Source organism: Hymenobacter sp. AT01-02, assembly GCF_000961955.2.
GTDB classification, from domain to species: Bacteria; Bacteroidota; Bacteroidia; order Cytophagales; family Hymenobacteraceae; genus Hymenobacter; species Hymenobacter mucosus.
In genome coordinates this window covers 43,308-66,371 of record NZ_JZIR02000010.1, presented here as the reverse complement: position 1 = coordinate 66,371, position 23,064 = coordinate 43,308, and the positions used below count along the sequence as shown (strand labels likewise).

Annotated in this window: 24 protein-coding genes and 3 pseudogenes; 18 read left to right on the top strand and 9 right to left on the bottom strand. The window is 56.0% G+C overall.

What is annotated here, in order from left to right; translation table 11 throughout:
* The first annotated feature begins 56 nt into the window (after window positions 1–56).
* Window positions 57–797, top strand: coding sequence for a hypothetical protein (locus VI25_RS03910; RefSeq protein WP_045687572.1), 741 nt, complete (start codon window positions 57–59; stop codon window positions 795–797).
* Window positions 798–904: 107 nt separating this feature from the next.
* On the opposite strand, the gene VI25_RS03905 is transcribed toward VI25_RS03910, so the two are convergent.
* Both VI25_RS03905 and sucD read right to left on the bottom strand, forming a co-directional pair.
* The gene (locus tag VI25_RS03905) at window positions 905–1,624 is read right to left on the bottom strand and encodes an HAD family hydrolase (RefSeq protein WP_045687571.1); all 720 of its coding nucleotides are present in this window, start codon (window positions 1,622–1,624) and stop codon (window positions 905–907) included.
* A gap of 149 nt (window positions 1,625–1,773) precedes the next feature.
* A pseudogene (gene sucD / locus VI25_RS03900) lies at window positions 1,774–2,654 on the bottom strand (succinate--CoA ligase subunit alpha).
* Window positions 2,655–2,895: 241 nt separating this feature from the next.
* On the opposite strand from sucD, the pseudogene VI25_RS03895 reads away from it, so the two are divergent.
* Window positions 2,896–3,870 (top strand): annotated as a pseudogene (locus tag VI25_RS03895) (PLP-dependent cysteine synthase family protein); the annotation flags it as partial.
* Between the two features lie 44 nt (window positions 3,871–3,914).
* Window positions 3,915–4,325 (top strand): response regulator, encoded by a 411-nt coding sequence (locus VI25_RS03890; protein ID WP_045687570.1) that lies wholly within the window; start codon window positions 3,915–3,917, stop codon window positions 4,323–4,325.
* Window positions 4,326–4,438: 113 nt separating this feature from the next.
* Here VI25_RS03890 and ade read toward each other — a convergent pair whose 3' ends face one another.
* On the bottom strand, window positions 4,439–6,079 hold the full coding sequence (gene ade, locus VI25_RS03885) for an adenine deaminase (RefSeq protein WP_055562283.1): 1,641 nt from the start codon (window positions 6,077–6,079) through the stop codon (window positions 4,439–4,441).
* A gap of 427 nt (window positions 6,080–6,506) precedes the next feature.
* Between ade and VI25_RS03880 the strand changes: the two genes are divergently transcribed.
* The 6 genes from VI25_RS03880 (at window position 6,507) to VI25_RS03855 (ending at window position 10,326) form a co-directional block, all read left to right on the top strand.
* Window positions 6,507–6,899: a hypothetical protein gene (locus tag VI25_RS03880; RefSeq protein ID WP_045688870.1), complete on the top strand. Its 393-nt coding sequence runs from the start codon at window positions 6,507–6,509 to the stop codon at window positions 6,897–6,899.
* A 35-nt stretch (window positions 6,900–6,934) separates the two neighbouring features.
* Window positions 6,935–7,660, top strand: coding sequence for a (d)CMP kinase (gene cmk, locus VI25_RS03875; protein WP_045688869.1), 726 nt, complete (start codon window positions 6,935–6,937; stop codon window positions 7,658–7,660).
* Window positions 7,661–7,775: 115 nt separating this feature from the next.
* Window positions 7,776–8,660 (top strand): 4-hydroxy-3-methylbut-2-enyl diphosphate reductase, encoded by an 885-nt coding sequence (locus VI25_RS03870; protein WP_045688868.1) that lies wholly within the window; start codon window positions 7,776–7,778, stop codon window positions 8,658–8,660.
* A 174-nt stretch (window positions 8,661–8,834) separates the two neighbouring features.
* On the top strand, window positions 8,835–9,389 hold the full coding sequence (locus VI25_RS03865) for a DUF502 domain-containing protein (protein ID WP_045688867.1): 555 nt from the start codon (window positions 8,835–8,837) through the stop codon (window positions 9,387–9,389).
* A 137-nt stretch (window positions 9,390–9,526) separates the two neighbouring features.
* Window positions 9,527–10,120 carry an alpha/beta fold hydrolase gene (locus VI25_RS03860; RefSeq protein WP_410503423.1) on the top strand — a complete coding sequence of 198 codons (594 nt, stop codon included), beginning with the start codon at window positions 9,527–9,529 and terminating at the stop codon, window positions 10,118–10,120.
* A gap of 14 nt (window positions 10,121–10,134) precedes the next feature.
* Entirely contained in the window at window positions 10,135–10,326 is a 192-nt protein-coding gene (locus tag VI25_RS03855) for a hypothetical protein (protein ID WP_052695262.1), read from the top strand.
* An 18-nt stretch (window positions 10,327–10,344) separates the two neighbouring features.
* Here the strand turns inward: VI25_RS03855 and VI25_RS03850 are convergent, their stop codons facing one another.
* On the bottom strand, window positions 10,345–10,917 hold the full coding sequence (locus VI25_RS03850) for an O-acetyl-ADP-ribose deacetylase (RefSeq protein WP_045688866.1): 573 nt from the start codon (window positions 10,915–10,917) through the stop codon (window positions 10,345–10,347).
* Window positions 10,918–11,121: 204 nt separating this feature from the next.
* Here VI25_RS03850 and VI25_RS03845 point away from each other — a divergent pair, with 204 nt between their 5' ends.
* The 7 genes and pseudogenes from VI25_RS03845 (at window position 11,122) to VI25_RS03810 (ending at window position 16,870) form a co-directional block, all read left to right on the top strand.
* Window positions 11,122–11,403, top strand: coding sequence for a 2TM domain-containing protein (locus VI25_RS03845; RefSeq protein WP_045688865.1), 282 nt, complete (start codon window positions 11,122–11,124; stop codon window positions 11,401–11,403).
* Window positions 11,404–11,465: 62 nt separating this feature from the next.
* Window positions 11,466–12,593, top strand: coding sequence for a PQQ-dependent sugar dehydrogenase (locus VI25_RS03840; RefSeq protein ID WP_045688864.1), 1,128 nt, complete (start codon window positions 11,466–11,468; stop codon window positions 12,591–12,593).
* A 116-nt stretch (window positions 12,594–12,709) separates the two neighbouring features.
* Window positions 12,710–13,174: an ATP-dependent zinc protease gene (locus VI25_RS03835; protein WP_055562282.1), complete on the top strand. Its 465-nt coding sequence runs from the start codon at window positions 12,710–12,712 to the stop codon at window positions 13,172–13,174.
* 67 nt (window positions 13,175–13,241) lie between these two features.
* Window positions 13,242–14,186 (top strand): 30S ribosomal protein S6--L-glutamate ligase, encoded by a 945-nt coding sequence (gene rimK / locus VI25_RS03830; RefSeq protein WP_055562281.1) that lies wholly within the window; start codon window positions 13,242–13,244, stop codon window positions 14,184–14,186.
* 272 nt (window positions 14,187–14,458) lie between these two features.
* A complete protein-coding gene (locus VI25_RS03825) occupies window positions 14,459–15,559 on the top strand; it encodes a succinylglutamate desuccinylase/aspartoacylase family protein (protein ID WP_236704868.1) in 1,101 nt (366 codons plus the stop codon).
* A 123-nt stretch (window positions 15,560–15,682) separates the two neighbouring features.
* Window positions 15,683–16,341: pseudogene (locus tag VI25_RS03820) on the top strand (OmpH family outer membrane protein).
* A 154-nt stretch (window positions 16,342–16,495) separates the two neighbouring features.
* The gene (locus tag VI25_RS03810) at window positions 16,496–16,870 is read left to right on the top strand and encodes a hypothetical protein (protein WP_152981485.1); all 375 of its coding nucleotides are present in this window, start codon (window positions 16,496–16,498) and stop codon (window positions 16,868–16,870) included.
* Window positions 16,871–16,875: 5 nt separating this feature from the next.
* Here VI25_RS03810 and VI25_RS03805 read toward each other — a convergent pair whose 3' ends face one another.
* From VI25_RS03805 to VI25_RS03790, 5 genes are all read right to left on the bottom strand, one after another.
* Window positions 16,876–17,448: a hypothetical protein gene (locus VI25_RS03805; RefSeq protein WP_045688946.1), complete on the bottom strand. Its 573-nt coding sequence runs from the start codon at window positions 17,446–17,448 to the stop codon at window positions 16,876–16,878.
* Window positions 17,449–17,520: 72 nt separating this feature from the next.
* Window positions 17,521–18,186, bottom strand: a complete 666-nt coding sequence (locus VI25_RS03800; protein ID WP_045688947.1) for an NAD-dependent epimerase/dehydratase family protein — start codon at window positions 18,184–18,186, stop codon at window positions 17,521–17,523.
* 227 nt (window positions 18,187–18,413) lie between these two features.
* On the bottom strand, window positions 18,414–19,025 hold the full coding sequence (locus tag VI25_RS03795) for a S1 RNA-binding domain-containing protein (protein ID WP_236704867.1): 612 nt from the start codon (window positions 19,023–19,025) through the stop codon (window positions 18,414–18,416).
* A 20-nt stretch (window positions 19,026–19,045) separates the two neighbouring features.
* On the bottom strand, window positions 19,046–19,249 hold the full coding sequence (locus VI25_RS26425; RefSeq protein ID WP_236704866.1) for a S1-like domain-containing RNA-binding protein: 204 nt from the start codon (window positions 19,247–19,249) through the stop codon (window positions 19,046–19,048).
* A gap of 180 nt (window positions 19,250–19,429) precedes the next feature.
* A complete protein-coding gene (locus VI25_RS03790; RefSeq protein WP_045688948.1) occupies window positions 19,430–21,316 on the bottom strand; it encodes a hypothetical protein in 1,887 nt (628 codons plus the stop codon).
* A 234-nt stretch (window positions 21,317–21,550) separates the two neighbouring features.
* Between VI25_RS03790 and VI25_RS03785 the strand changes: the two genes are divergently transcribed.
* Together VI25_RS03785 and VI25_RS03780 are read left to right on the top strand one after the other, a co-directional pair.
* Window positions 21,551–22,819, top strand: a complete 1,269-nt coding sequence (locus VI25_RS03785; protein ID WP_045688949.1) for a putative DNA modification/repair radical SAM protein — start codon at window positions 21,551–21,553, stop codon at window positions 22,817–22,819.
* A 58-nt stretch (window positions 22,820–22,877) separates the two neighbouring features.
* Entirely contained in the window at window positions 22,878–23,063 is a 186-nt protein-coding gene (locus VI25_RS03780; protein WP_045688950.1) for a hypothetical protein, read from the top strand.
* Window position 23,064 lies beyond the last annotated feature (1 nt).

The window sequence follows — 23,064 nt, the reverse complement described above, 5'->3', positions numbered from 1 at the left end:
TATGCAACGAAAGAACGGGATTGTCGTTCTGCCCCAAAATTCCCCTATCTCCCAGCATGATTTCTGTTCGTTTCTTACGATTACTCTTACTAGTAGGTCTCGTGGGCCTGCTGGGTAGCTGCTCTTCACTCTACTTTCCGCCACCCCCGCAAGTGCCGCTGCTCACTCAGAAAGGCGAATGGAGCGGTAATATACACACTAACTTCAGCCAGAATACCAGCATTCAAGGGGCCTATGCCGCTACCAATCACTTGGGTGTGATGGGGTCTGTATCTTTTCTGCACTCCGATAAAAAGAAAAGAGCCGAGGACCATGACTTTGGCGAAGTGGGCATAGGGTACTATACCCGTATTCGCGATACCCGGGTGCTGGAGCTATATGGTGGGTACGGCTTCGGCAACACGCGGCGCATAGAGCGCACGCCTTCAGAAGGCATTACCCGCACGCTGGAAGGCGACCTGACCAAGTATTTCGTGCAGGCTAACTATACTTCCAAAGAGCGCAAAACTTACCACGTGCTGGGCCGCGACTGGCCCGTAAGCTATGGTACGGCGCTGCGCATGAGCTACGTACAGCTTGATAATTTCCGCCTCGACAATGCCGCGCACGCTCCGGAAGACAATGTATTTTTGGAGCCCATTACCTATACCCGCGTGCAACTGGTAGGCCCTGTGCAATTTCAGGTCATTAGCGGTAGCAATTTTGGCCTCCGCCACCGCAAATACCTCAAGGCTGCTAACGCCGTGTTTCAGTTTGGGCTGATAGTAAACCTAGGCGGACAAGCGGGCGACAAGTAAGGCTGAGCACTTAGCAAGGACTGGCAGACGCTTTGCGTAAAATTGCTGTGTAGACCCTGCAAATACCTATTAGAGGTACTAATAGGGCTCAGCAAGAGTAGCTGTCATTACGATGGGGGAGTGGAGCCAACTAGTGCTTGTAGTGTATAGGCTAGCGGCTCTAAACTGTTGATCTCGACAACTCCGGGGTCGGGTGCCACAGCACCAAAACGATTAAGCCACACGGGCCGGATGCCTACGGCTTTGGCCCCTTCCACATCAGCCAGCCAATTGTCGCCGACGACTACTGTTTGCTCAGGCTGGGCCTGCAGACGTTGTAACGCCACCTGAAAGATACGCGGGTTGGGCTTGGTAACGCCTACCTCTTCCGAGGTGATAAGGGCATCTATTAGCCCGTCCATTCCTAAAAAACGGAGTTTATCTTGTTGCTCGGCAGTGCGGTTGTTGGTAATGATACCAACACGGTACTTAGGCTGCAAGGCCTTCAGTAGGGATAAGGCGCCAGGTACGGGGTGGCGCAGGCGCTGGTAATGGGTGTAGTGAAAGCTAGCGAATTGGTCAGCTTCAGACTCGGTAGAGAATACGTTGTAGGGCGCTAACAGGCGCTGAAAGCGTATGCGCCTAGCCTCCTGGTAGCTGTACTGCCCGGCCAGTACCTGCGGGTGCATTTCTTCGAGCAACTCACTGTAGCGCTGATATAGTTGCTCTAGCTCCAGGGGTAGCTGCAGGGCAAGTTGCGAGGTGCTGGCCGCCAGCGCCGCCCGGGCCGTGTTGGCATGGTCGAAGAGTGTATCGTCGAGGTCGAACAGGACGGTAGTAACAGGCATGGCTGCAAGGGGTAGGGTTAGCAGAAACGGAAGAGCGAACAGTTTCCAGTGAGGGAGTAAAGCCACCAGTTCACTATGCAGTTGACGGGGTGAGGCCTACAAAAAAAGCCCCGACGAATGCCGGGGCTTCTCTTTTCAGGGGCGCAAAATTAGTTGCTACCCAGTACGCGCAGCATCGTGTCACCGATTTCAGCGGGCGAGTCTACTACGTGAATGCCGCACTCGCGCATGATGGCCATCTTAGCAGCCGCCGTATCGTCGGCGCCACCTACAATAGCCCCAGCGTGACCCATGCGGCGGCCGGGAGGTGCAGTTTGGCCGGCAATGAAGCCTACCACGGGCTTCTTGTTGCCAGTTTCTTTGATCCAGCGAGCAGCTTCAGCTTCCATGCCACCACCAATTTCGCCAATCATTACGATGCCCTCGGTTTCGGGGTCGTTCATGAGCAGTTCTACGGCCTCTTTCGTGGTAGTACCGATGATGGGGTCACCGCCAATACCAATGGCCGTGGTCTGACCCAAGCCGGCTTTCGTGAGCTGGTCTACGGCTTCGTAAGTCAAGGTACCCGATTTGGACACGATGCCCACGCGGCCTTTCTGGAAGATGAAGCCGGGCATGATGCCTACTTTGCACTCACCGGCCGTCATTACGCCAGGGCAGTTAGGCCCAATCATGCGCAGGCCTTCGCGGCCTTTGAGGTACTCTTTTACCGCAATCATATCCTTGGTAGGAATGCCTTCGGTAATGGTAACTATTACTTTAATGCCAGCGTCGGCGGCTTCCATGATGCATCGGCGGCGAAAGCCGGGGGCACGAAGATGATGCTCGTGTCGGCGCCGGCTTGCTCTACGGCCTCAGCCACGGTGTTGAACACGGGACGGTCGAGGTGCTGGGTACCACCCTTGCCGGGGGTTACACCACCTACTACGTTGGTGCCATACTCAATCATCTGTTGGGCATGGAACGAGCCTTCGGAGCCGGTGAAGCCCTGCACAATCACTTTGGAATCCTTGTTGACCAGAACACTCATAGAAGCGGGGTTAGAAGAAAATGCACGTTGAGGGTGGGGACTGGCCACCGGCCAAGGTCGGCGGCCGGGCAAAAGTAGGCTTTTTTGCATGTAGGGCGAAGCCCCGCCCGGTTTGAGTCCGGTAAAATCTATTAAAACCTTCCGCAGACGCTCAGATCAGGTACGAAAGCGGCGCCTCCCCCTACAAATCCGTACCTTTGCGGCCTCTCTCCCAAAACCACCTCCTCTCACGTCACCACCCATGTATTTAAATAATATTGTTGAGGCCATCGGTAACACGCCGCTCGTAAAGCTCAACACCGTTGCAGCCGGAATACCCGGTACCATCCTCGTCAAAGTAGAGTACTTCAACCCCGGCAACTCGGTGAAGGACCGCATGGCTGTGCGAATGATTGAGGACGCAGAAAAAGCAGGCCTGCTCCAACCCGGCGGTACCATCATTGAAGGTACTAGCGGCAACACCGGCATGGGCCTCGCCCTAGCTGCCATTGCCAAAGGCTACAAGTGCATCTTCACGATGAGCGACAAGCAAAGCAAGGAGAAGCAGGACATTCTGAAAGCAGTAGGAGCCGAGGTAATTGTGTGCCCCGTGGACGTAGCCCCCGACGATCCGCGTAGTTACTACTCCGTGGCCCGCAAGCTGAACGCTGAAATTCCGAACTCTTTCTATCCAAATCAGTACGATAACCTCTCTAACACCGCGGCGCATTACGAAGCGACCGGCCCCGAGATTTGGCAGCAAACGGAAGGGCGCATCACCCACTTTGCGGCCGGTGTGGGTACGGGCGGTACCATTTGCGGTACGGCTAAGTATCTGAAGGAGCAGAACCCCAACCTTGTGGCAGTAGGATTGGATACCTATGGTTCCGTCTTCAAGAAATACAAGGAGACGGGAATATTCGATGAAAACGAGATTTACCCGTACAAAACCGAAGGAATCGGCGAAGACATTCTGCCTAAGAATGTTAACTTTGACCTAATTGATCTTTTTATCAAGGTGTCTGACCGAGATGCTGCCGTCATGACGCGGCGCTTAGCTAAGGAAGAGGGGTTATTTGTCGGCTGGTCATGCGGTTCGGCGGTATACGGCGCGTTGGAATATGCCCGGGAGCACCTCACGGCAGATGATACGATGGTTATCATTTTGCCGGACCATGGTACCCGCTACTTGGGCAAAATTTATAATGATGACTGGATGCGCGAACAAGGCTGGTTATAAGCTGTTGTTCACGTTCGCACTTACTAAAACTCAACTGCGATATGGCTCACAAACTGCGTAACGTCGTGCTGGTAGACGACAATGAAACTACCAGCTTCCTCAACAACCGTCTGCTGAGCCGCTTGAATATTGCTGAGCAGGTGCACACGTTCTCTAAAGCCGACCAAGCATACGAGTTCTTGTGGGGCAGCCGCGAAACCGAAGCCGCTGGCAAGGAAGCCCCCGATTTGGTGTTTGTGGATCTGAAAATGCCGGGTATGGATGGCTTTGAGTTCTTGAAGCTTTATAATGAACTCCCCACCCAGGCCCGCGAAAAAACGGTAATGGCGGTACTCACGACCTCCATGCATGCTGCCGACACTGCCCGGGTAGCTCAGTACGAGGGGGTAGAGTACTTGGCTAAGCCTCTCACGGAGGAAAAAATGCAAAAACTGTTAGAAAAGCGCTTCTAACAAGCATATCAAAAGCACTTGCTGCTTATAGAGAATGGAGAAGGCGGCTCTACCCTGTAGAGCCGCCTTCTCCATTCTTTGTGGTATCAGCCTATCGGGCTACACTATATTCTCTACAAAGCGGAAGCTTCGCCGTCGAATAGCCCTTTGTCGCTGAGCTTGAGGCTAGGGATGACCAGGAGGGCCATGAACGAAAGCGTCATGAAGGGAGCCTGCAGAGTAGAGCCTAACTGCTTGGCCAGCTCATCGACGCCAGTATAGGCCTTTGCCACTTGGTCGCCTTCTTGGTCTGACATGAGCCCTGCTACGGGTAGCGGAAGAACTAGCTCTTGTCCGTCGGGGCCCACAACGGCCAATCCACCGCGGGCTTCAATTACCAGATTGACGGCGCGCGCGAGGCTTTCGTCGTCGCAACCAACGGCAGTGATGTTGTGCGAGTCATGGCCGACACTACTAGCCAAGGCGCCCCCTTGCAGCCCAAACCCCCGAATGAACGCTACTGCTGGCGGAGCAGGATGGTATCGGTTCACAACGGTCAGCTTTAATATATCCTGCGCCACATCGGGTACTACGAGGCCTGCTTCTGTACGAGCCGGTACGTCGTGGCGGGCCGTGATAAGCTGCCCGTCAAAGCACTCAATCAACCGGATGGTAGCACTTCCTACGGGAGCGGGTAGTTGGAAGGCGGGAGCAGCAACGGGAGTAGTATTGAAGTTATTGACCACGGCCACCGGTACGGGTGGTAGCAAAGTCTTGCCGTTTTCGGCTACTAGCTCGCCATTAAGGTAGGTTTGGCGAATAGTGAAGTTGGAGAGGGAATCTAGCACAATAAAATCGGCGGGGTCGCCCTCCCGGAGCAAGCCCACGGGCAGGCGGTAGTGTTCTACCGGATTTCGGCAGGCCACTCGCAGCACTTTAAATAAATCCTGGCCCCGGTCCACGGCCCGCTGCACCAGTTGGTTTATGTGGCCCAGCACCAGGGTGTCCGGATGCTTGTCGTCGGAGCAAAACATCATGTGCTCGAAGTGCTCCGGTAGCAAATCAATAAGCGCATCGAAGTTGCGGGCTGCTGAGCCTTCGCGCACCAAGATTTTCATGCCCACGGCTAGCTTATCTACGGCTTCCTCGGCCGTAAAGCACTCATGGTCGGTGCTGATGCCAGCCTCCGCGTAGCGCTGGGCGTCGGCGCCGCGGAGGCCAGGGGCGTGCCCATCTACAGGGCGGTTGTACTGCTGAGCCAGGCGAATCTTTTCCATTACTAGCTCGTCGCGGTTCAACACGCCGGGCCAGTTCATCATCTCGGCCAAGTAGCCGATGGCCGGGTAGGTCTGAAAAAGCTGCTCAATATCCGCCGCCGTTATTTCAGCACCGGCCGTTTCAAAGGGGGTTGCTGGTACGCAGGAGGGGGCGCCGAAGCAAAACTTAAAGGGCACCTGCGCACCGTTTTCTAGCATGTACTCTACTCCGGCCACACCCAGCACGTTGCCAATCTCGTGGGGGTCCGACACGGTAGCTACCGTGCCGTGTACTACCGCAAGGCGGGCAAACTCCGATGGGACCAGCAAAGAGCTTTCCACGTGCACGTGGGCATCCACGAAACCAGGCAGAGCATAGGGCAAGTTGGGGTCGGGAGAAGAAGCACCAGTAGGCTCAATAGCCCGGATTCTTCCTTCTGCCACGTAGATGGTAGCCGGCTGTATTGTGTTGGTAAATAGATTGATGGCGTTGGCTTGGAGCTGAAATTCGGCGGGCATAGGGCAGGAGGGAAGCCGGGGGAAAGTTACAGTGGAGCCGCGGCTAACGGGTAAAGAACCGTATATTTGCCGAAAATCCGCGCCGTGAGAAAGATTGTGACTTTACTGCTGGCTGCCCTGCTCGGGAGTTCGGGCCTGCTGGCTACGGGGTGCGCCAGCCGCACTCCCCAACAGAAAAAAACTGCGTCTTTCAAGCGTAAAGCCAAATTCGGCAAAACGCCCTGCCCGTGCGAGAGTCATTAGTAGCTAGGGTAGTTAGCCCTGCGGTATGGCCGCCTTGGCAAGCGCTACGCTGCGTCTGATTGTAAGTGAATACAGCGACGTTTCTTTCCTCCACAATCTGCCTTGCACCAGCCTGCTCTTTTGCTTTGAAAGAACTGGGGCGTACTAGTCCTACCTTCTTCGCTTATTCATACACCCCGTGCCCATGTCCGAGTCGCCCTTAGCTGCCCTCCGTACCGCCGCCGAATCTGTACGCCAGCAGCTGCAGGTTAATGCCTTTGATGCCTTTGCCGTGCAGCGCCTCGCCGAGTTTATTGAAGGCCAACGCGCTAGCATTAAGGCGCCCGAGGAGGAAGGTGTTATCATGGGCCTGGGCTGCTTTTTGGGCCAATGCTTGGTGGATACCTACGGTGGTACGTGGGCCAAGGGCCCAGATGGCACCACGGGTATCGGCATCAACCGCACTACTTTTTTTAACCCCTTTTATCGCGTGGCACAGCACCTCCGCCGCGGCGAGTCTGAATCGGTGGTGACGTTCTTCGCCCAGATTCCGGACCGCTTGGCCGCTACGCCGACCCGCAAAAACTGGATTTCGTGAGCCCTGTCAGCCCTTCCGCCCCGAACGACCTCGTCATGCAGAAAATCGTCATTGCCATCGATGGCTACTCTTCCTGCGGTAAAAGCACGACGGCAAAGGCCGTAGCCGCCGAATTAGGCTACGCCTACATTGACACCGGCGCCATGTACCGGGCCGTGACGCTGTACTTGCTGGAACACGATATCCGTTTTGATGACTTATCCCGCGTGGAGCAGGCCCTGCACGAAATGCACATCACCTTCAAGCGCAACCGCAAAACGGGCCGCAATGAACTCTGCCTCGATGGTACTATCCGGGAAGATGAAATTCGGCAGATGCGCATTTCCAACTTGGTAAGCGAGGTGTCGGGTATTCCGGCCGTGCGGCACGCTATGGTTAGTCAGCAGCAGCGTATGGGCCGCAAACGAGGGGTAGTGATGGACGGGCGCGACATTGGTACAACTGTTTTCCCCGACGCGGAGGTAAAGGTATTTATGACGGCCGATGTGCTGACGCGCGCCTTGCGCCGTCAGGAGGAGCTAGCAGCCAAGGAAGAGCACGTGCCCGTGGAAGATATTGTGGAAAATCTACGCAAGCGCGACCACCTGGATTCCACACGTACTGAAAGCCCCCTACGCCGCGCGGCCGATGCGGTACTGCTCGACACTACCCACATGATGATTGACGAGCAGGTTGACTTTGTTCTCGAACGGGTGTCTGCTACCTTATTTGCTCAAGCCGTGAGCAGCCAGTCACAAAACGGCAGTGGCGCCGGTATATAATACAGTTTTAAAGCGCTACGCTGACGGCTTAGGCACTAGAATTGCACGCACGATTGTTTACTTGCTGACTACCGGCTATTCAATCCGGCGGCCCTAGGCATAACGCACTACGTTCATGAACGTCACTATAGATAAGAATTCCGGCTACTGCTTCGGCGTCGAGTTCGCCATTCAAATGGCGGAAGACGAGCTAGCGCAGGAAGAGACCTTGTACTGCCTCGGCGATATTGTGCACAACCGCATGGAGGTAGAGCGCCTGCATGCCCTCGGGCTGCGCATCATCGACCGGGAACAACTGCAGGAGCTGCATAACGCCAAGGTACTGATTCGGGCGCACGGTGAGCCCCCCGAAACGTACGAGTTGGCGTTGCGCAACAATATTGAGTTGATTGATGCTTCGTGCCCGGTGGTGCTCAAGCTGCAAAATCGGGTGAAGCATGCTTTTGATAGCACGACCCGCCAAAACGGACAAATCGTTATTTACGGGCAGCCGGGCCACGCAGAGGTTACAGGCCTTACCGGACAGACGCGCAATCAGGCCATTATTGTGATGACCGAGCAGGATCTTGACCAGATTGACTTCGCCCGGCCCGTGACCCTATTCAGCCAAACAACCAAGAGCACCGCGGGCTTCTACCGCATGAAGCAGGTGATTGAGGAGCGCATTGCCGCCGCAGGAGGCTCAGTAGAGTCGTTTGACGCCAATGACAGCATCTGCCGGCAGGTAAGCAACCGGGAGCCTGCTTTGGCCCGGTTTGCAGTGGAGCACGACGTAATCGTGTTCGTGAGTGGCCGCAAAAGCTCCAACGGGAAAGCCTTGTTCTCCGTGGTAAATAAAACCAACGCGCGCAGCTACTTCGTGGAAAATGAGCAGGAGCTGGACGACGAGTGGTTTCACGGTGCATCCTCGGTCGGCATCTGTGGCGCCACTAGCACGCCTATGTGGCTGATGCAGCGCGTGAAGGAGCGCATCGAAGAAGTAGCAGAGCACGTAGCATAAGCTGCTGCCTACGCTTATTTCTCTGGTAGTTGATACGCTACTACTGGCAATACAAGCCCAACACACAAGCTACCGCCGATTTGGTTTCAGCCAGATCGGCGGCTTTGTTTTCCGGTAGCTGGAATATCTTGCGGCCTAAGGTAGCCGCCAATAAGGCTACCCAACCCATCGTTCATGCGGCGTCTTCTCAACTATTTCCTTAGCGGCTTTCTCATTGTAGCCCCCATTGGGCTGACGGCGTACATTCTATACGCACTACTAAGCTGGCTTAATGACCTGTTTGCGGGGCTCAGCTTTGACGTGCCAGGGTTGGGGCTAGTAGTGGCCGTGCTGCTGGTGACGGTAGTGGGCTTTGTGGCCAAGTCGTTTATGGTGCGCCCGTTTCTCATTATCACGGAGCGCCTACTGCACCGTACGCCCTTGGTGAGTATTATTTATTCCAGCCTCAAGGATTTGTTTGATGCTTTCGTTGGCGACAACCAGAAGTTTAACCGGCCGGTGCTAGTGCGCATGAGCAACTCCGAGCAGCTGTTCAAAATGGGCTTTGTGACGCAGCCCAGCATGAGCGCAATTCAGCGCGATGACTTGCTGGCTGTGTACTTTCCCCACTCCTATAATTTTTCGGGTGAATTGGTGTTGGTGCCCATCCAGAACGTAACCTACCTAGAACTACCTAGCAGTGAGGTTATGAAGTTCATCGTTTCCGGTGGCGTGTCGCGGATGGGGTAGGGGCGGAGTAGGCAGTATCTTCGGGTCAGCGCTGGCCGTGTTCTACTGCTTAAGGTATAAGCACAGGCTAGAAAAGCACGCGGGAAAGAACATGCGGCAGCTCACGGGAGTACAAGTGCGGAAGCAACGTTTCGCGCATCGGCTCCCATGACAACCTACTGGCACTTCCAAAAATACGGCTCGGGGCCGCGCGTGGTACTGGCCTTTCACGGCTATGGGCAAGGCGAAGGCACTGGCGTACTATGGTAGGTGTGCTGGGCCCAGAAGTGACGGTGTACGCCATTGACCTGTTTTACCACGGCCGTAGCCGGCTGGCAAAGGCCGATGCCCCCCTAACTAAAAGTCGGTTAGGAGAGCTGCTGGGGGATTTTTTGCGCGCTCAAGGGATTGGGCAGTTTAGCTTGCTGGCTTTTAGCATGGGGGCCAAATTTGCGCTTACAGCTGTAGAGGCCTTTCCTGATCAGGTAGAGCAGGTGTGGTTGATTGCGCCCGATGGGTTGCAGCGGCAATTCTGGTATTCATTGGCTACGTACCCGCCCTGGATGCGCGGGGTGCTCGGCCGGGCCGTGCTACGCCCTCAGCGCTTGTTACGCTTCCTGGACAGCCTGCACGAGCGGCGCCTCGTAGACGGCAACCTCATTCGCTTTGCGCAGTGGCAGCTAGACAGCCGCGAGAAGCGCCTGCGCGTGTACCGCAGCTGGGTAGCTTCCGCCACCTCACGTTCAGCCTGAAACAGCTAGCTACAGTGCTCAACCGCCGCCCAACTCCAGTAACGTTCTTCCTCGGCCGCCACGACCGGGTAATACCTCACGCTGGTCTTCAGGGCTTCATAAACTCATTGCAGCACAAGCGCACAGTACTGTTAGATGCGGGCCACGCCGGCCTGATTTATGATGTGGCTTCCTACCTGCGCCGCCACCCCGAAGTGCGGCTGTAGGCAGCTTAGGTCAGCCGGCTAGGGTTGCTTTTCGAGTTCTTGTTCCAGGGTGCGGTACCCGTCTTCATCAAACGCCACAAGTACTACCTTCTGGGGATGCTGGTGCTCTGCCAGAAATTGCCGTATCTCCCGCACGGCAATGCCAGCCGCCTCGGCTTTGGGGTAGCCGTAGATGCCGGTGCTAATGCCCGGAAACGCTACGGTGGCGGCGTTATACGCTGCGGCTAGGCGTAGGCTGTTGCGGTAGCAATTCGCTAAAAGCTCCGGTTCGTGTTTTTGGCCTCCGTTCCACACGGGGCCCACGGTGTGAATAACGTGGCGGGCAGGTAGGTTGCCGGCAGAGGTAATAACTGCGTGGCCCGTGGGTAAGCCGCTACCATAGTGCTCGGTCCGCAGGCGGCGGCACTCCTCCAAAATAGCGGGGCCACCCGCCCGGTGAATAGCTCCATCTACCCCGCCTCCACCTAATAGGCTGGAATTGGCCGCATTAACAATAATCGTAGTGTCGAGCTTAGTAATATCACCACGGTATAAGAAAAGGCGGCCGAAAGAGCGGGCGTGGGTGCACCAGTTGGGAGGGGAGGAAGCCATTGCACAGAAGCAAGCGTAGGGTTAAACCTGTCATCAAGAGTAGGCTGGGCCTTCGTACGCAAAACGCTCCCCAAGGGCTGCTACGCCTCAGTCTAAAAATCCAACGGTTCAGTACCCATAAGCAGCAGTTGGGTAAGGTTTGATTGGGGCCGGTTGCGGGCCGCTATATGTTTGGGCATCCTTTCACCCTAGCCTCTACCACTCATGGAAACTACCCGCAACCCCCAGCTCTGGCGCTTGGCCAAACAGCGCGCTAAGTTCAAGTCACACCTCTTCACCTACTTATCTGTGAATGCCTTGTTGTGGATAATTTGGGCAATTACTGATCGTCAATCCTCGCCTCTGCCCTGGCCTGTTTGGTCCACCGTATTCTGGGGAATTGGGGTATTTCTGAACGGGCTGGGCGTATACGGTGGCCTTGATAGGGGTAACCTCTCGGAGCGGGAGTATGAGCGGCTGGTTCGCCAGCAACAAGAGAAGCGGTAAGAAGCTGCGGGCATTCTACTGGGCGGTGCAACCTTCCGGGTAAGGAGGTAGTTTGTGGCAGTATGAAAACCCGCCGTTTCCTTCCCCTGCTACTGCTGGCTCCGCTGGCCTTCACTGCTTTCATTCCTGGTCCGCCCGCGCCGGCTGCCGATGCCAACTTGAGCAAAATCAAGCTGCCGGCCGGCTTTACCATCAGCTACTTTGCCCAAGGCGTGAAAAGTGCCCGCGAACTAGCAGTAGGCTCCGATGGCACCGTGTATGTGGGCACCAAAGACGACAAGGTATTTGCCCTGCCCGACCGTAATAAGGACGGCCGCGCCGATGAGGTAGTAACAATTGCCACGGGCCTGAACGCGCCCAACGGGGTAGCCGTGCGCAATGGGGCCCTCTACGTGGGCGAAATTAACCGCATCGTGCGCTTTGATAACATTGCCCAGCGCCTGCGTCAGAAGCCCAAGCCGGTGGTCGTGTACGATAAGCTGCCCAACAAGGACTGGCACGGCTACCGCTACATTTCCTTCGGGCCCGATGGCAAACTGTACGTGCCCGTGGGGGCGCCGTGCAACAGCTGCCTACCCGAAGATCCAATTTATGGTACTATCAACCGGCTAAATGCCGATGGTACGGGACTGGAAATATTCGCCTACGGAGTTCGTAACACGGTTGGTTTCGACTGGAGCCCCAAGGACAAGGCTCTGTGGTTCACGGATAACGGCCGGGATATGCTGGGCGACAACCTGCCGTCCGACGAGTTGAACCGCGCCCCCAATGCTGGACTGCACTTCGGCTTCCCCTTCTTCTTTGCCGGCGACGTGCCCGACCCTGAGCTAAGCAAAGGCAAGTCGGCGGCTACCTATGCCAAGCCCGCCCGCAAGCTGGGGCCCCACGTGGCGGCACTAGGAATGAAATTTTATACGGGTAGCAAGTTTCCGGCCCAGTACAGAAACCAGATTTTTATTCCCGAACACGGCTCCTGGAATCGTAGCAACAAAATCGGGTACCGCATCAGCCTCGTGAAGCTCGATGCAACGGGCAAGCAAGCCGTGAGCTACGAAACCTTTGCCGACGGCTGGTTGCAAGGACAGAAGCCCTGGGGCCGGCCCGTGTGCCTGCTGGTGCTCCCCGATGGCTCCCTACTGGTGTCTGACGACCAGAACGACGCGGTGTATCGCATCAGCTACAAAGGATAAGTAGTACCCAAGTGCGATGGAGAAAAGAGAGCCTACTGGATGGGTGCGCTAGTGGCGCAGCCTCGGTGGTAGGTTCTTATTTCTCCATCTCACATTTTCGGCTTTACTTGCCACTCATGAAAACGCAGCGCGCATCCAAGCGGACGGTAGGGCGTCGGGAGTTGGTAGACTTTCCGCACTTTCACCTGTGGGGGGTAGAAGCCAAGATAGATACCGGTGCCTACACCGGTGCCATTCACTGCAGCAACATCCACGTACAAACCGGTCCCGACGGCCGGCCGCGCTTGCACGTGCTACTGTTAGACCCCTCGCACTCCAACTTTGATGGCACGCCCATGGAGTTTGCGCAGTTTTCCTTACGCGACATCAAAAGCTCCAACGGCGACGTGCAGGAACGCTACGTTATCCGCGCTGCAATTCGACTATTTGGTGAAGATTTCGACACGGAGTTTTCGCTTTCCGACCGTTCTGATATGCGTTATCCAGTGCTGATTGGGCGGGTATTGCTGCGGCAGGCCCGTTTCGTGGTCGACGTGGCCCGGCGTAACGTGTCCTATAAAAGTCAGCTCGCAAGCCGCTAAGGCGGAGGTTTTGCCCCGTATCTTTGTGCGCGCTTCTGCTCCTTCTATCCTTCAAGCACCCTCTCTAATGAAACTGGCGATTCTATCGCGCGAGCCGAAGCTTTATTCCACTACCCGTTTGGTAGAGGCTGCCGAGCAGCGTGGCTACCAAGCCGTGGTAGTAGACCACTTGCACTGTAACCTGGTTCTTGAAAAAGGCAAGCCAGGCATTATTTACGAAGGCCAAAAGCTCGAAGGCTTCGACGCCATTATTCCTCGTATCGGGGCTTCCGTGACGTTTTATGGCTGCGCGGTAGTGCGGCAGTTTGAGATGATGAAGGTGCGCACAGCCGTCGAAAGCCAAGCCATTGTGCGCAGCCGCGACAAACTGCGTTCCATGCAAATCCTCAGTCGGGCGGGCGTGGGTATGCCCAAAACAGCCTTCACTAATTACTCGGATGAGGTGCCGGAAATGATTCAGCAAGTAGGTGGGGCTCCGGTCATCATCAAGCTGCTGGAAGGCACCCAAGGCCTCGGCGTGGTGCTGGCTGAGTCGGCCAAAGCGGCACAATCGGTTATTGAAGCGTTCCACAACCTGAAGGCCCGCATTATTGTGCAGGAGTTCATTGCGGAAAGCAAGGGTGCCGACCTACGGGCCTTCGTCGTCAATGGTGAGGTAGTAGGGGCCATGAAGCGCCAGGGTAAGGAGGGCGAATTCCGCTCCAACTTGCACCGGGGCGGTTCAGGCACGCTGGTCAAGCTAAGCCGGGCCGAAAAGGCAGCGGCTCTGCTGGCCGCTAAAGCCCTGGGCCTAGGTATTGCCGGCGTCGATATGTTGCAAAGCCAGCGGGGGCCCCTAGTGCTGGAGGTAAATTCCTCACCGGGCTTGGAAGGTATTGAGAAAGCAACCGGCCTCGATATTGCGGGCAAAATCATTGAATATACCGCCGAAATAGCTCAGAAGAAGAAAGTAAAAAAGGCCACTACCAAGCCCCAGAGCTCGGAAGTGCTGCCCGATAGCCAACCCGACTAACGGTACTAGCTGCTTACTTTTTCGTTAAGAGAGCCATCCTTTACAAAGCACGTTTGCACTGTGAAGGATGGCTTTTTCGGTTGCAAACGAAGGCCGCGAATGACCCGCTTTTCCGTTCCAGCTTTGCTCGGTGTTTGGGCGCGTTCTTATTCTTGGCTGGCTTACGTGCAGGGCGAGCCCAGGAGACTAGTGGGAGGTGAGGTGTAAGAGGAACACTATATAGTCGGCCGGGTTTTTGCTAAAGTGCAGGTTTGAAGCCATTTCGTACTGCCTTGCCTGATTCCGTAACTACTGCCCTTGCCCCCGTCAACCTGCTGCTGAATGGCTTAACCATCAAACCCGGCGAACAGGTGCTGACGCGGTTGGTAATTTCGCGGCTCCCTTCGGGGACGGTAATCGATATTCCGGTGCACGTGTTTCGCTCCCAGCAGCCCGGCCCCACGGTGCTGCTTATGGCTGGTATGCACGGCGACGAAGTCAATGGCATCGAAACGATTCGCCGCCTCATTCGGCGGGACATGCTGCAGCCCCTGCGCGGAACCATTATTGCCATTCCCATCCTCAACATCTACGGGTTCCTGAACTTTTCACGAGAAGTTCCGGATGGCAAAGACGTCAACCGTTCGTTTCCCGGTAACCCCCGCGGGTCGTTGGCTAGCCGGGTTGCGCACCGGTTCATGCGCGAAATCATGCCCTTGATTGATTACGGCATTGATTTTCATACGGGTGGCGCCACGCGCGCAAATATTCCCCAGATCAGGTGCCTCCTGCAGCAGGATGCCGAAACCGATGCGCTTGCGGCGGCCTTCTGTGCTCCGTTCACCTTGCACGCGGCGTTGCGGCCCGGCTCACTACGGGAAGCGGCTATGCAGCTGGAAAAGCGCATTATCGTCTTCGAAACTGGGGAGTCGTTGCGGCTTGATGAAAACGGTATCGACGAAGCCATTGCGGGCACGTTCCGGCTGTTGCAGCATTTAGGGATGGTAGCTGAGGCAGCCCTTCCCGCGCGGCCTAGCGTGGTATGTATGCGTTCTTCCTGGCTGCGCGCCCGCTACGCTGGGCTATTTCGTAGCCACGTGCACTTGGGCGACTACGTAGAGAAAGGGCAAGTGTACGGCACTGTATCGGACCCGTACGGAGAGCGGTCGGTGCGGCTGGAAGCACCAGTAGCGGGCTACATCATTGGCCTCAACCACATGCCAGTGGTCAACCAGGGAGATGCGCTCGTACACGTGGGTCGCACCGACGTGACGCCTACCCGCCTGGATCTGGCGGCTCCATTCGATGAGAAACCCGCTCTCCCCACTGATGCCGAGCCCGATGAGGAGGAAGACGAGCTGGATGGCGAGGACGAACTCAACCACGGCGAGTAACCGTCCTACTACCAGTCTATTGTTGCGGAGTGAGTGGTATAGTCGGCGGGGCTTTGTTTCTTTGGGTTCTGGTTGGGCTCAGAACCTACGAGCCGCTAGACGTTTCTTTCTTTTTGCATTTCGATGAAAAATTCTCTCCAACTGGCTATCAATGCCGTGCTGGTCATTGCCGTGGCCGTGTTGTTTTACCTGCACTTTGCCAACCAGCCTACTGCCACTACCCCTAAGAAGCCGGTAGCTGCCACCGCACCCTCCGACTCCGCTACTTCTTCTGCCATAGCTACTGAGGACCCCGCTGACCTGACTGCCGCCGCCGATACCGAGAAAGTAGCTTATGTGGAATCCAGCAAGTTACTAGATGGGTACCAAGGTATGAAGGATGCGCGGCGGAGCTTTGAAGCCAAGGCCAAGCGCTGGGAGGCGCAAAACCAAAAGATGGTGCAGGGCTTTCAGGGCGCTGTGCAGAAGTACCAGCAGCAAGCCGCTAGCCTGACCGCCGAGCAGCGCGCTGCTACGGAGCAGCAATTGCAAGGACGCCAGATGCAGGTGCTCAAGAGCAGGAAAAGCTGCAACGCCAGGCCCAAGAAGAGGAAGCTAAGATGACCCAGCAAGTGCTGGAGCGCATCCACAAGCAGGTGGAAGTGTACGGCAAGCAGAACGGCTACCGTCTGATTCTGATAGCGGCTCCTAGCGGTACCATTGCGTATGGCCGGAAGGACTTGGACATTACAACTCCCGTGCTCAAGCACCTCAACACGGAATACAGCAGCAAGAAAAAATAGCTTTCTGCCCGTTACAGTACAGTATAGAAAACGGCCTCGTCGAGATACTTCGACGAGGCCGTTTTTGTGGTGGGAGTGAGCAACCATGCACTTCGGTTGAGGACGAATTACTTGCTATGGGTAGGGTAGGTGGTATTAAACCTAGGCCTTGGAAATGCGTCAAAGAAACGTAAGCACTACCAACCTAGTAGCTCTCCGACCCCTGAAAAACTACCTGAAATTTCCCTTTTTCCTCTTCGTACTTCTGTTGGCCGCGGCTTCGCTTTCTGGTTGCGTAACTTCTGCGGGCACTGGCGTTGTTGTGGGCCCCGACCCATACTACCGGCCCTATCCTCGCCCTTACTACCGCGCCTACCGCGGCCTTATTACCACCCACGTCGGGTTATTGTGGCACCCGCACCTCGGCCTTACTATCATGGTCATCCAGGGCGGACGTACCGCGGCAGCGACCCAGGTAAGAATACCCGCGCAATCCTACGTAAGCAAAGAGGCCCCGCTGCATTGCAGTGGGGCCTCTTTGCTTACGTAGGATTGCTACTTAGAAAGCAAACCGCAGGCTGACGGCTGCATCGTTGTAAAGGCCGGTGTAACCATCAAACACCTCAAAGAAAGGTTTGTAGTCAACCCCAATAACGAAGGCAGGTCTTCCATTTTGTATTCTAGACCTAAGATAAGGTCGGCGCCTCCTACAATGTAGTTGGTATCATCGTACCAGTAGCGGTTGTAGAAAGAGTACTTTTTGCCCCGGCGGAAACGTACATCTTCAAAGTAGTAGCGGCCCTGGTAGGAGCCGATATGGGCACCCGCACCGTAGTAAAATTGCAGGCCTTTAAAGTCGGATACTGGTAGGTGCTTTTCCAGTAATAGGGTGACACGGCCACCCCGTGCGGCATATTCTCGGGTGAGTAGGCCTTCAAATGCCACATTGTTCTTACCACTCAGGAAGTGCTTTACCGTGAGGCCCGAAGACCAGCCTCCGCCCCGTAGGCCGATACCGGTAGTATAGCCGGAGCCGCTGCCACCACTTTTCTTTTTGCTCTGTGCATGTGCCCCCTCAACTGAGCTTAGCAGCCCTAAGCACAGCATACCAAAAACTAAACGCTTCATGCGCAAACTGGAATAGATAAAAATTAGTGTCTGGCAAAAGTACAAACAGGCTGGGAATACGGCTAGTCTTATTTATAATCCGCTGGAAGCTAGGCGTGCTGGGGTAGAGGAATGCACTTGTGTGCCTACGCTAGACGCTTCGGCGGCGCTTAGCATAGCATGCGCTACGGTATCGGCGCCCACAGCGCGGTACTTGCGTAGTGGTCCTTGCAAAATAGGCCCTAGGGTGCGCAATACGAAGGCCCCTATTCGCTCACCAGTGCGTGGCCTGGCGCGCTGGCCCAGCAGCAAAGAAGGCCGGAAAATATGAATAGCCCGAAAGGGGGCTTGCTGCACTGCCTCTTCCATTTCGCCCTTTACCCGGCTGTAGTAGAACCGGGAGTGAGAGTTGGCGCCCAGGGCCGATACGACCAGAAACTGAGCCGCAAAATTGCCGGCCGTAAGGGCGGCTAGCTTCACAACGTATAGATAATCAACCGTGTAAAAGGCCTCCTTGGAGCCAGCTTCGCGCAGAGTAGTACCTAGGCAGCAGAACACGTCATCGGCGATAAGCTGGAAGCGGTGGTCTTCGAGGTGGTCGAAATCGAGGAGGCGCTGCTCTAACTTGGGATGAACTACCAATACCGGCCGCCGGCCCACTACAATAACCCGGTTATACCGGTTGGAAGCGAGCAGCAAGGGCAGCAGCTGGCTCCCGATAAGGCCGCTGGCACCAGCAATGAGTGCGGTTTTCTGCATACGGAGACTGCATAGATCAGCAAAAAGCAAAGACAGGAAACGGCAGTAGCGCTTAAGTTGGTACGTGTACCATTCTGCTGTTGCCCACCTGCTAGCTAATGGATGCGGAAAGTTCTGTGGCAGTTGCCTACTCAGGCCAGGGTAGTAGCTAGAAAGCCCTGCAAACACCTCCGGGCTGCCAGCACAGCGCGCCAGCAGCCCGGAAGTAGAAATCTAAGCCGAAAACACTATTCGCCCGGAGTTACAAGGGTGGTCTTCTCTGGTGCCAGCTCTACTACGCCTTGCTTGTAGAGAGAGCCTAGTGCTTTTTTAAACACCTTTTTACTCATGCCCAACCGACGATACACATCGTCGGGCTCGCTCTTGTCGCCCAGTGGGAGGGAGCCACCTGCTTGGCGCAGAGCAGCAAGTAGGGTGTCGGCGGCGGCTAAGGCTTCATCGTAGCCGGGGCGCTGCAGGCTTAGGTCCAGCTTGCCGTCGGGGCGCACCTGCCGGATGTAGCCCGTGTGCACATCGCCAAGGCGCAGGGGCTTGAATACCTCATTGTGGTAGAGTAGGCCCTGATGCGTACCATCCACAATGACTTTGTATCCCAAGTCAGTTTCCTCGGCCACAAACAGGTCGGCAGAGTCACCGGCTTTGCCCGGGAATGGGGCCTCGCTTAGAAACCACTCCCACTTAGCCGAGGCCACGATGCGGTCAGTGGTTTCATCCAGATACACGAATACTGTAACCCGCTCTCCGGAGCGCAAATTGCGGCGCTGGTTGCGGTAGGGCAGGAACAGGTCTTTTTCCAGGCCCCAATCGAGAAACGCGCCGTTCGGCGTTACATCGCGCACGGTAAGCGCCGCAAACTGGCCTACCCGAGCATAGGCTCTAAGTTCGTAGCAATGAGGCGGTCTTCCGAGTCGCGGTACACAAATACGCGCACAATGTCGCCCACATGGGTTCCCTCGGGAATGTATTTGCGCGGGAGCAGCAGGTCGCCATCGTCGGAAGTCAGGTACATTCCGAAATCTACCTCGCGGGCTACCTCTAGGTCGTTGAAATCACCAAGGTTCATCTGCAATCAAAAAAGAGAAGTAAGGATCAAAAGGCTGCACTACCAGGGGCAGGCGGCGTTTACCGAAGCCAGGTGGGCGCTCTGGTACTGTGCCCAGTCTTGTATACGTGGTGTAAAGGTGAGAAGAACCCGCGCGAAGCCAGCAATTTTTCGTCCTCTTCCTGGGGTTCTTCCCGGGGCCTACTGGTAGCGCACTACGCCGGGCGAGCTAAAGCTGAAGTCGCTGAAGTCGTAATAGGCACGGGAGTTTTCGAAAATACGGATGCCATTGGGTGCGCTCATGCCGCGGGGGTAGAAACCAAAGCTGATTTGGAAGGTGCGCACGGCCGCGTACTCATTGCGGAAGCGCAGCCCCAAGCCAAAACCCATGTAGGGAGCATCGTAGAACGGGAGGGCTTGCTTGAGGTTGTTGGAGTTAAGCCAGGCAACATCGGCAAAGGCAATGCCCGCCATCCGGAAACCCAGGAACGAGACGGGTGTGAACAGCGTGGCCTCGTAATTGAGCGTAACGCGGCTGCTGCCCAGCAAAATAGTGCCCGGCTGAAAGCCGCGCAGCCCCCGTTCCCCATCAATGGACAAGGGCCGCTCGTCGGGAAGGCGGTTGAGGCCAATGCTGCTGCGCTGCCAAAAAAAGTGGCGCCACTGGTAATTACCCGTATGGTATAAGCGCGTGAACAGCAGTACCTCGCCCGTGAGTACGCCCTGCTGCCAACGCCCGTCGCGGCGGTAGCTGCCAAATTCGCCGTTCATGTACAAGTAGCCCCGCTGCGGGTGGTAGCCGGCATAGCCCAGCCGGAAACCATAATAGCGCCGGTCGCCCTGCTCATTGAACTCGTAGCCCGTAGTGAGGCTAGCCAGCGTGCCCGTTGGTATGTCCTCCGTTCGGCCAAAGCCAAACAGATATTTGTCCTTGTAGTACCGGCGTACACTGTAGCCTACGGTGGCCAGCATCAGGTTGGCATTGTGCAAGTCGAGAGCAGGCTTAGCACTGTAGAAGGTGCGGATGCTACGCGCCGAAACAATGAAGCGTCCTGGGTTCTCGTAGCCTAAGTCGTAGCTTTTGAGACGTAGCGCTCGGCCTACCCACACATCCTGCTCGTTGTAGCGCATGGGGCTGAATATGTACGGCTCAGTTTCTGAGCCCGTGCCTCCCGTTGCCAGTAGGCGGTCTACATATCGGTAGCTTATGGCCCCGGCGTACCGCGTGTTTACCGAGAAGAAGTCGCGGGAGAAACGCAGCGTCGATTCCTGATTGCGCGTTTCGTTGCGGTACTGAGCTTGGCCGTAGAAGAAGTTTCGGAAAGGAATCAGGTAACTGCCGTTGTAGCGCCAAGTTTGGGCCCCGGGCCCAACATCCGTCCGGCCATACTCATAGCGGTTTCGGATTTGGTGGCCCTGCCCGAGGAAGTTCACGTCGCGCAAGCCTATTACGCCGGCCCCCACATCGCGCAGCTGAAACGAGCCGCTGATGCTGAACACATCCTTGGTAATGATTCGGATATCGACGCTATCGGCGGTAGTAGTACGCTCGTTTACGAACACGCGGGCATCTAACAACTCCGACGTCTGACGGAGTAAGCGTTCTGACTCCGCCAGGGCTTGGGGCTCCAATTCTTCGCCTGTGCGAAACAGCAGCACCTGCCGCACCCGCGACCGAGTGGTTTTGATGTGCAAAGTGTTGCCGGTTTTCTCCATGAAGTTGCGCGGCCGGCGGGTGGAGTCGGAGATGCTGAACCCAAAGGCATCGAGCGTCTGAATGTCGATGCTGCGTACAATCTTGTAGCTGTGCCGATCAAACTGTCGGTCGAGCAGCACGGCGTCAAGGCCCGCCCGGTCTTCGCGCCGTTCAGTGAAATTGAACAGGGCCGACGCGGCTTTGCCCGCTATGGTTTTGCGCTTGGTGTACGCCTTCAGGCCGTTGAGCAAACGCTCTTCATCGAAGCGGCGGCGTAGGGAGTCGGGGCGAGTTGTTAGGCGGGTTGTGTCGGCCTGTTGAGCTATGACAGGGCTAGCCACAACCAGCAGGCCGAGCCACAACAACCAATAAAAGGGTACTAGGTACCGCATATTCGGGAAAAAGCCACTACCACTTGCTACTGCAAGATACGCCAATAGCGCGTTTTTATGCGCAATTGCACGCATAGAAAGGCCCTGTGAAGCAGAACAGGAGGGCCTAGACTAGGAGTTGATAAAAGGGGTGGATAAATCTGCGCGCAGCGGAACATTTCTAACGAATTTAGCCTTAGTAGATATTGCGTAAGTGCGCGCATAACTCTATTTTTAAGCCAATAAATCGGCCCAATGAACGACCAGCGCATTCAGGAAAAGCTAAGTATTTTGGCAGACGCCGCGAAGTACGATGTATCGTGCTCTAGCAGTGGGGGCAAGCGCGAGAACGAGGACAAAGGGCTGGGCAATGCCGAGGGCATGGGGATTTGCCATAGCTATACCGAAGACGGCCGTTGCGTGAGCCTGCTTAAGATCTTGCTCACCAACCATTGCATCTTCGATTGCGCTTACTGCGTGTCGCGCCGCTCCAATGATGTGAAGCGCGCTGCCTTCACGGTAGACGAGGTAGTAGATCTGACCATGAACTTCTACCGTCGCAATTACATCGAAGGGCTGTTCCTAAGTAGCGGTATTTTCTCCTCGCCGGATTATACCATGGAGCGCTTGGTGCGCATCATCAAGAAGCTGCGTACTGAGCACAAGTTCAACGGCTACATTCACGTAAAGGCTATTCCTGGTGCTTCTGAGGAGCTGATTCAGGAAGCCGGCTTGTACGCCGACCGTTTGAGCGTGAACATTGAGCTGCCTTCGGAAATGAGCCTGACGACGCTGGCTCCGGAGAAAAACTACCAAGAGATTCTGACTCCAATGGCCCAAATCCGGGACGGCATTGTGCAGAATAAAGAGGAGAAGGCACTATTCAAGAAGGTACCGCAGTTTGCTACCGCTGGCCAAAGCACCCAGCTCATCGTGGGAGCGTCGGCGGAAAACGACCTGCAGATTATCAACCTTACTGATTCGCTCTACAAAGGCTACGGCCTGAAGCGGGTGTATTACTCCGGCTACATTCCCGTAACCGATGATGCACGCCTACCACAGGTAACGCAGCCCCCGCTGATACGGGAGCACCGCCTCTACCAAACCGACTGGCTTATGCGTTTCTACGGCTTTCAGGCCGACGAAATCCTGGACCCCGCGCATCCCTTCCTCGACTTGGAGGTTGACCCCAAACTGGCATGGGCCCTGCGCAACCGCCACGTGTTTCCGGTGGATGTAAACACGGCCGATTACGAGATGATTTTGCGCATTCCGGGGGTCGGAGCGCGCTCGGCCAAGCGCATTGTGGCCGCGCGCCGGTTCTCGCCCGTCACCCTCGACCATCTGCACAAGTTTGGGGTAGTGCTCAAGCGTGCTAAGTTCTTTCTGACTTGCCGCGGGCAAGCCCTGGAAAAGCGTGATTACGACGAGCAAACTATTCGGCGTCAGATTCTCTTCGGAGCAGGTTCCGTCCGCTCTGCTCTCGTTACGCAACAACTCGATCTATTTGCCCAAGCTTCTTAACCTAGGGCCGGCGGTACAATACTAGTAAGCCGCCGGCTCCTGTCAACTGACTTCCGTCATGACTATTTCTCATCGCGCCGCCGACGCGTCGGCCGCTTCCTTCGACCCACAGAAACCCCAGAAAGTAGCCCGGGTAGCGTGCTGCTGTAAGCTCTCGGACCTGTTGCCGCTAGTACGGCAGATGCACCAAGAAGCCGCCCGGCGTAATGCGGCCCGCAACGGCCAGCAGTCGGAGGCGGCCTAGT

Coding starts and splice junctions, on each gene's coding strand:
- VI25_RS03910 (WP_045687572.1), top strand. CDS start 57: ATGATTTCTGTTCGTTTCTTACGATTACTCTTACTAGTAGGTCTCGTG.
- VI25_RS03905 (WP_045687571.1), bottom strand. CDS start 1,624: ATGCCTGTTACTACCGTCCTGTTCGACCTCGACGATACACTCTTCGAC.
- VI25_RS03890 (WP_045687570.1), top strand. CDS start 3,915: ATGGCTCACAAACTGCGTAACGTCGTGCTGGTAGACGACAATGAAACT.
- ade (WP_055562283.1), bottom strand. CDS start 6,079: ATGCCCGCCGAATTTCAGCTCCAAGCCAACGCCATCAATCTATTTACC.
- VI25_RS03880 (WP_045688870.1), top strand. CDS start 6,507: ATGTCCGAGTCGCCCTTAGCTGCCCTCCGTACCGCCGCCGAATCTGTA.
- cmk (WP_045688869.1), top strand. CDS start 6,935: ATGCAGAAAATCGTCATTGCCATCGATGGCTACTCTTCCTGCGGTAAA.
- VI25_RS03870 (WP_045688868.1), top strand. CDS start 7,776: ATGAACGTCACTATAGATAAGAATTCCGGCTACTGCTTCGGCGTCGAG.
- VI25_RS03865 (WP_045688867.1), top strand. CDS start 8,835: ATGCGGCGTCTTCTCAACTATTTCCTTAGCGGCTTTCTCATTGTAGCC.
- VI25_RS03850 (WP_045688866.1), bottom strand. CDS start 10,917: ATGGCTTCCTCCCCTCCCAACTGGTGCACCCACGCCCGCTCTTTCGGC.
- VI25_RS03845 (WP_045688865.1), top strand. CDS start 11,122: ATGGAAACTACCCGCAACCCCCAGCTCTGGCGCTTGGCCAAACAGCGC.
- VI25_RS03840 (WP_045688864.1), top strand. CDS start 11,466: ATGAAAACCCGCCGTTTCCTTCCCCTGCTACTGCTGGCTCCGCTGGCC.
- VI25_RS03835 (WP_055562282.1), top strand. CDS start 12,710: ATGAAAACGCAGCGCGCATCCAAGCGGACGGTAGGGCGTCGGGAGTTG.
- rimK (WP_055562281.1), top strand. CDS start 13,242: ATGAAACTGGCGATTCTATCGCGCGAGCCGAAGCTTTATTCCACTACC.
- VI25_RS03810 (WP_152981485.1), top strand. CDS start 16,496: ATGCGTCAAAGAAACGTAAGCACTACCAACCTAGTAGCTCTCCGACCC.
- VI25_RS03805 (WP_045688946.1), bottom strand. CDS start 17,448: ATGAAGCGTTTAGTTTTTGGTATGCTGTGCTTAGGGCTGCTAAGCTCA.
- VI25_RS03800 (WP_045688947.1), bottom strand. CDS start 18,186: ATGCAGAAAACCGCACTCATTGCTGGTGCCAGCGGCCTTATCGGGAGC.
- VI25_RS26425 (WP_236704866.1), bottom strand. CDS start 19,249: ATGAACCTTGGTGATTTCAACGACCTAGAGGTAGCCCGCGAGGTAGAT.
- VI25_RS03790 (WP_045688948.1), bottom strand. CDS start 21,316: ATGCGGTACCTAGTACCCTTTTATTGGTTGTTGTGGCTCGGCCTGCTG.
- VI25_RS03785 (WP_045688949.1), top strand. CDS start 21,551: ATGAACGACCAGCGCATTCAGGAAAAGCTAAGTATTTTGGCAGACGCC.
- VI25_RS03780 (WP_045688950.1), top strand. CDS start 22,878: ATGACTATTTCTCATCGCGCCGCCGACGCGTCGGCCGCTTCCTTCGAC.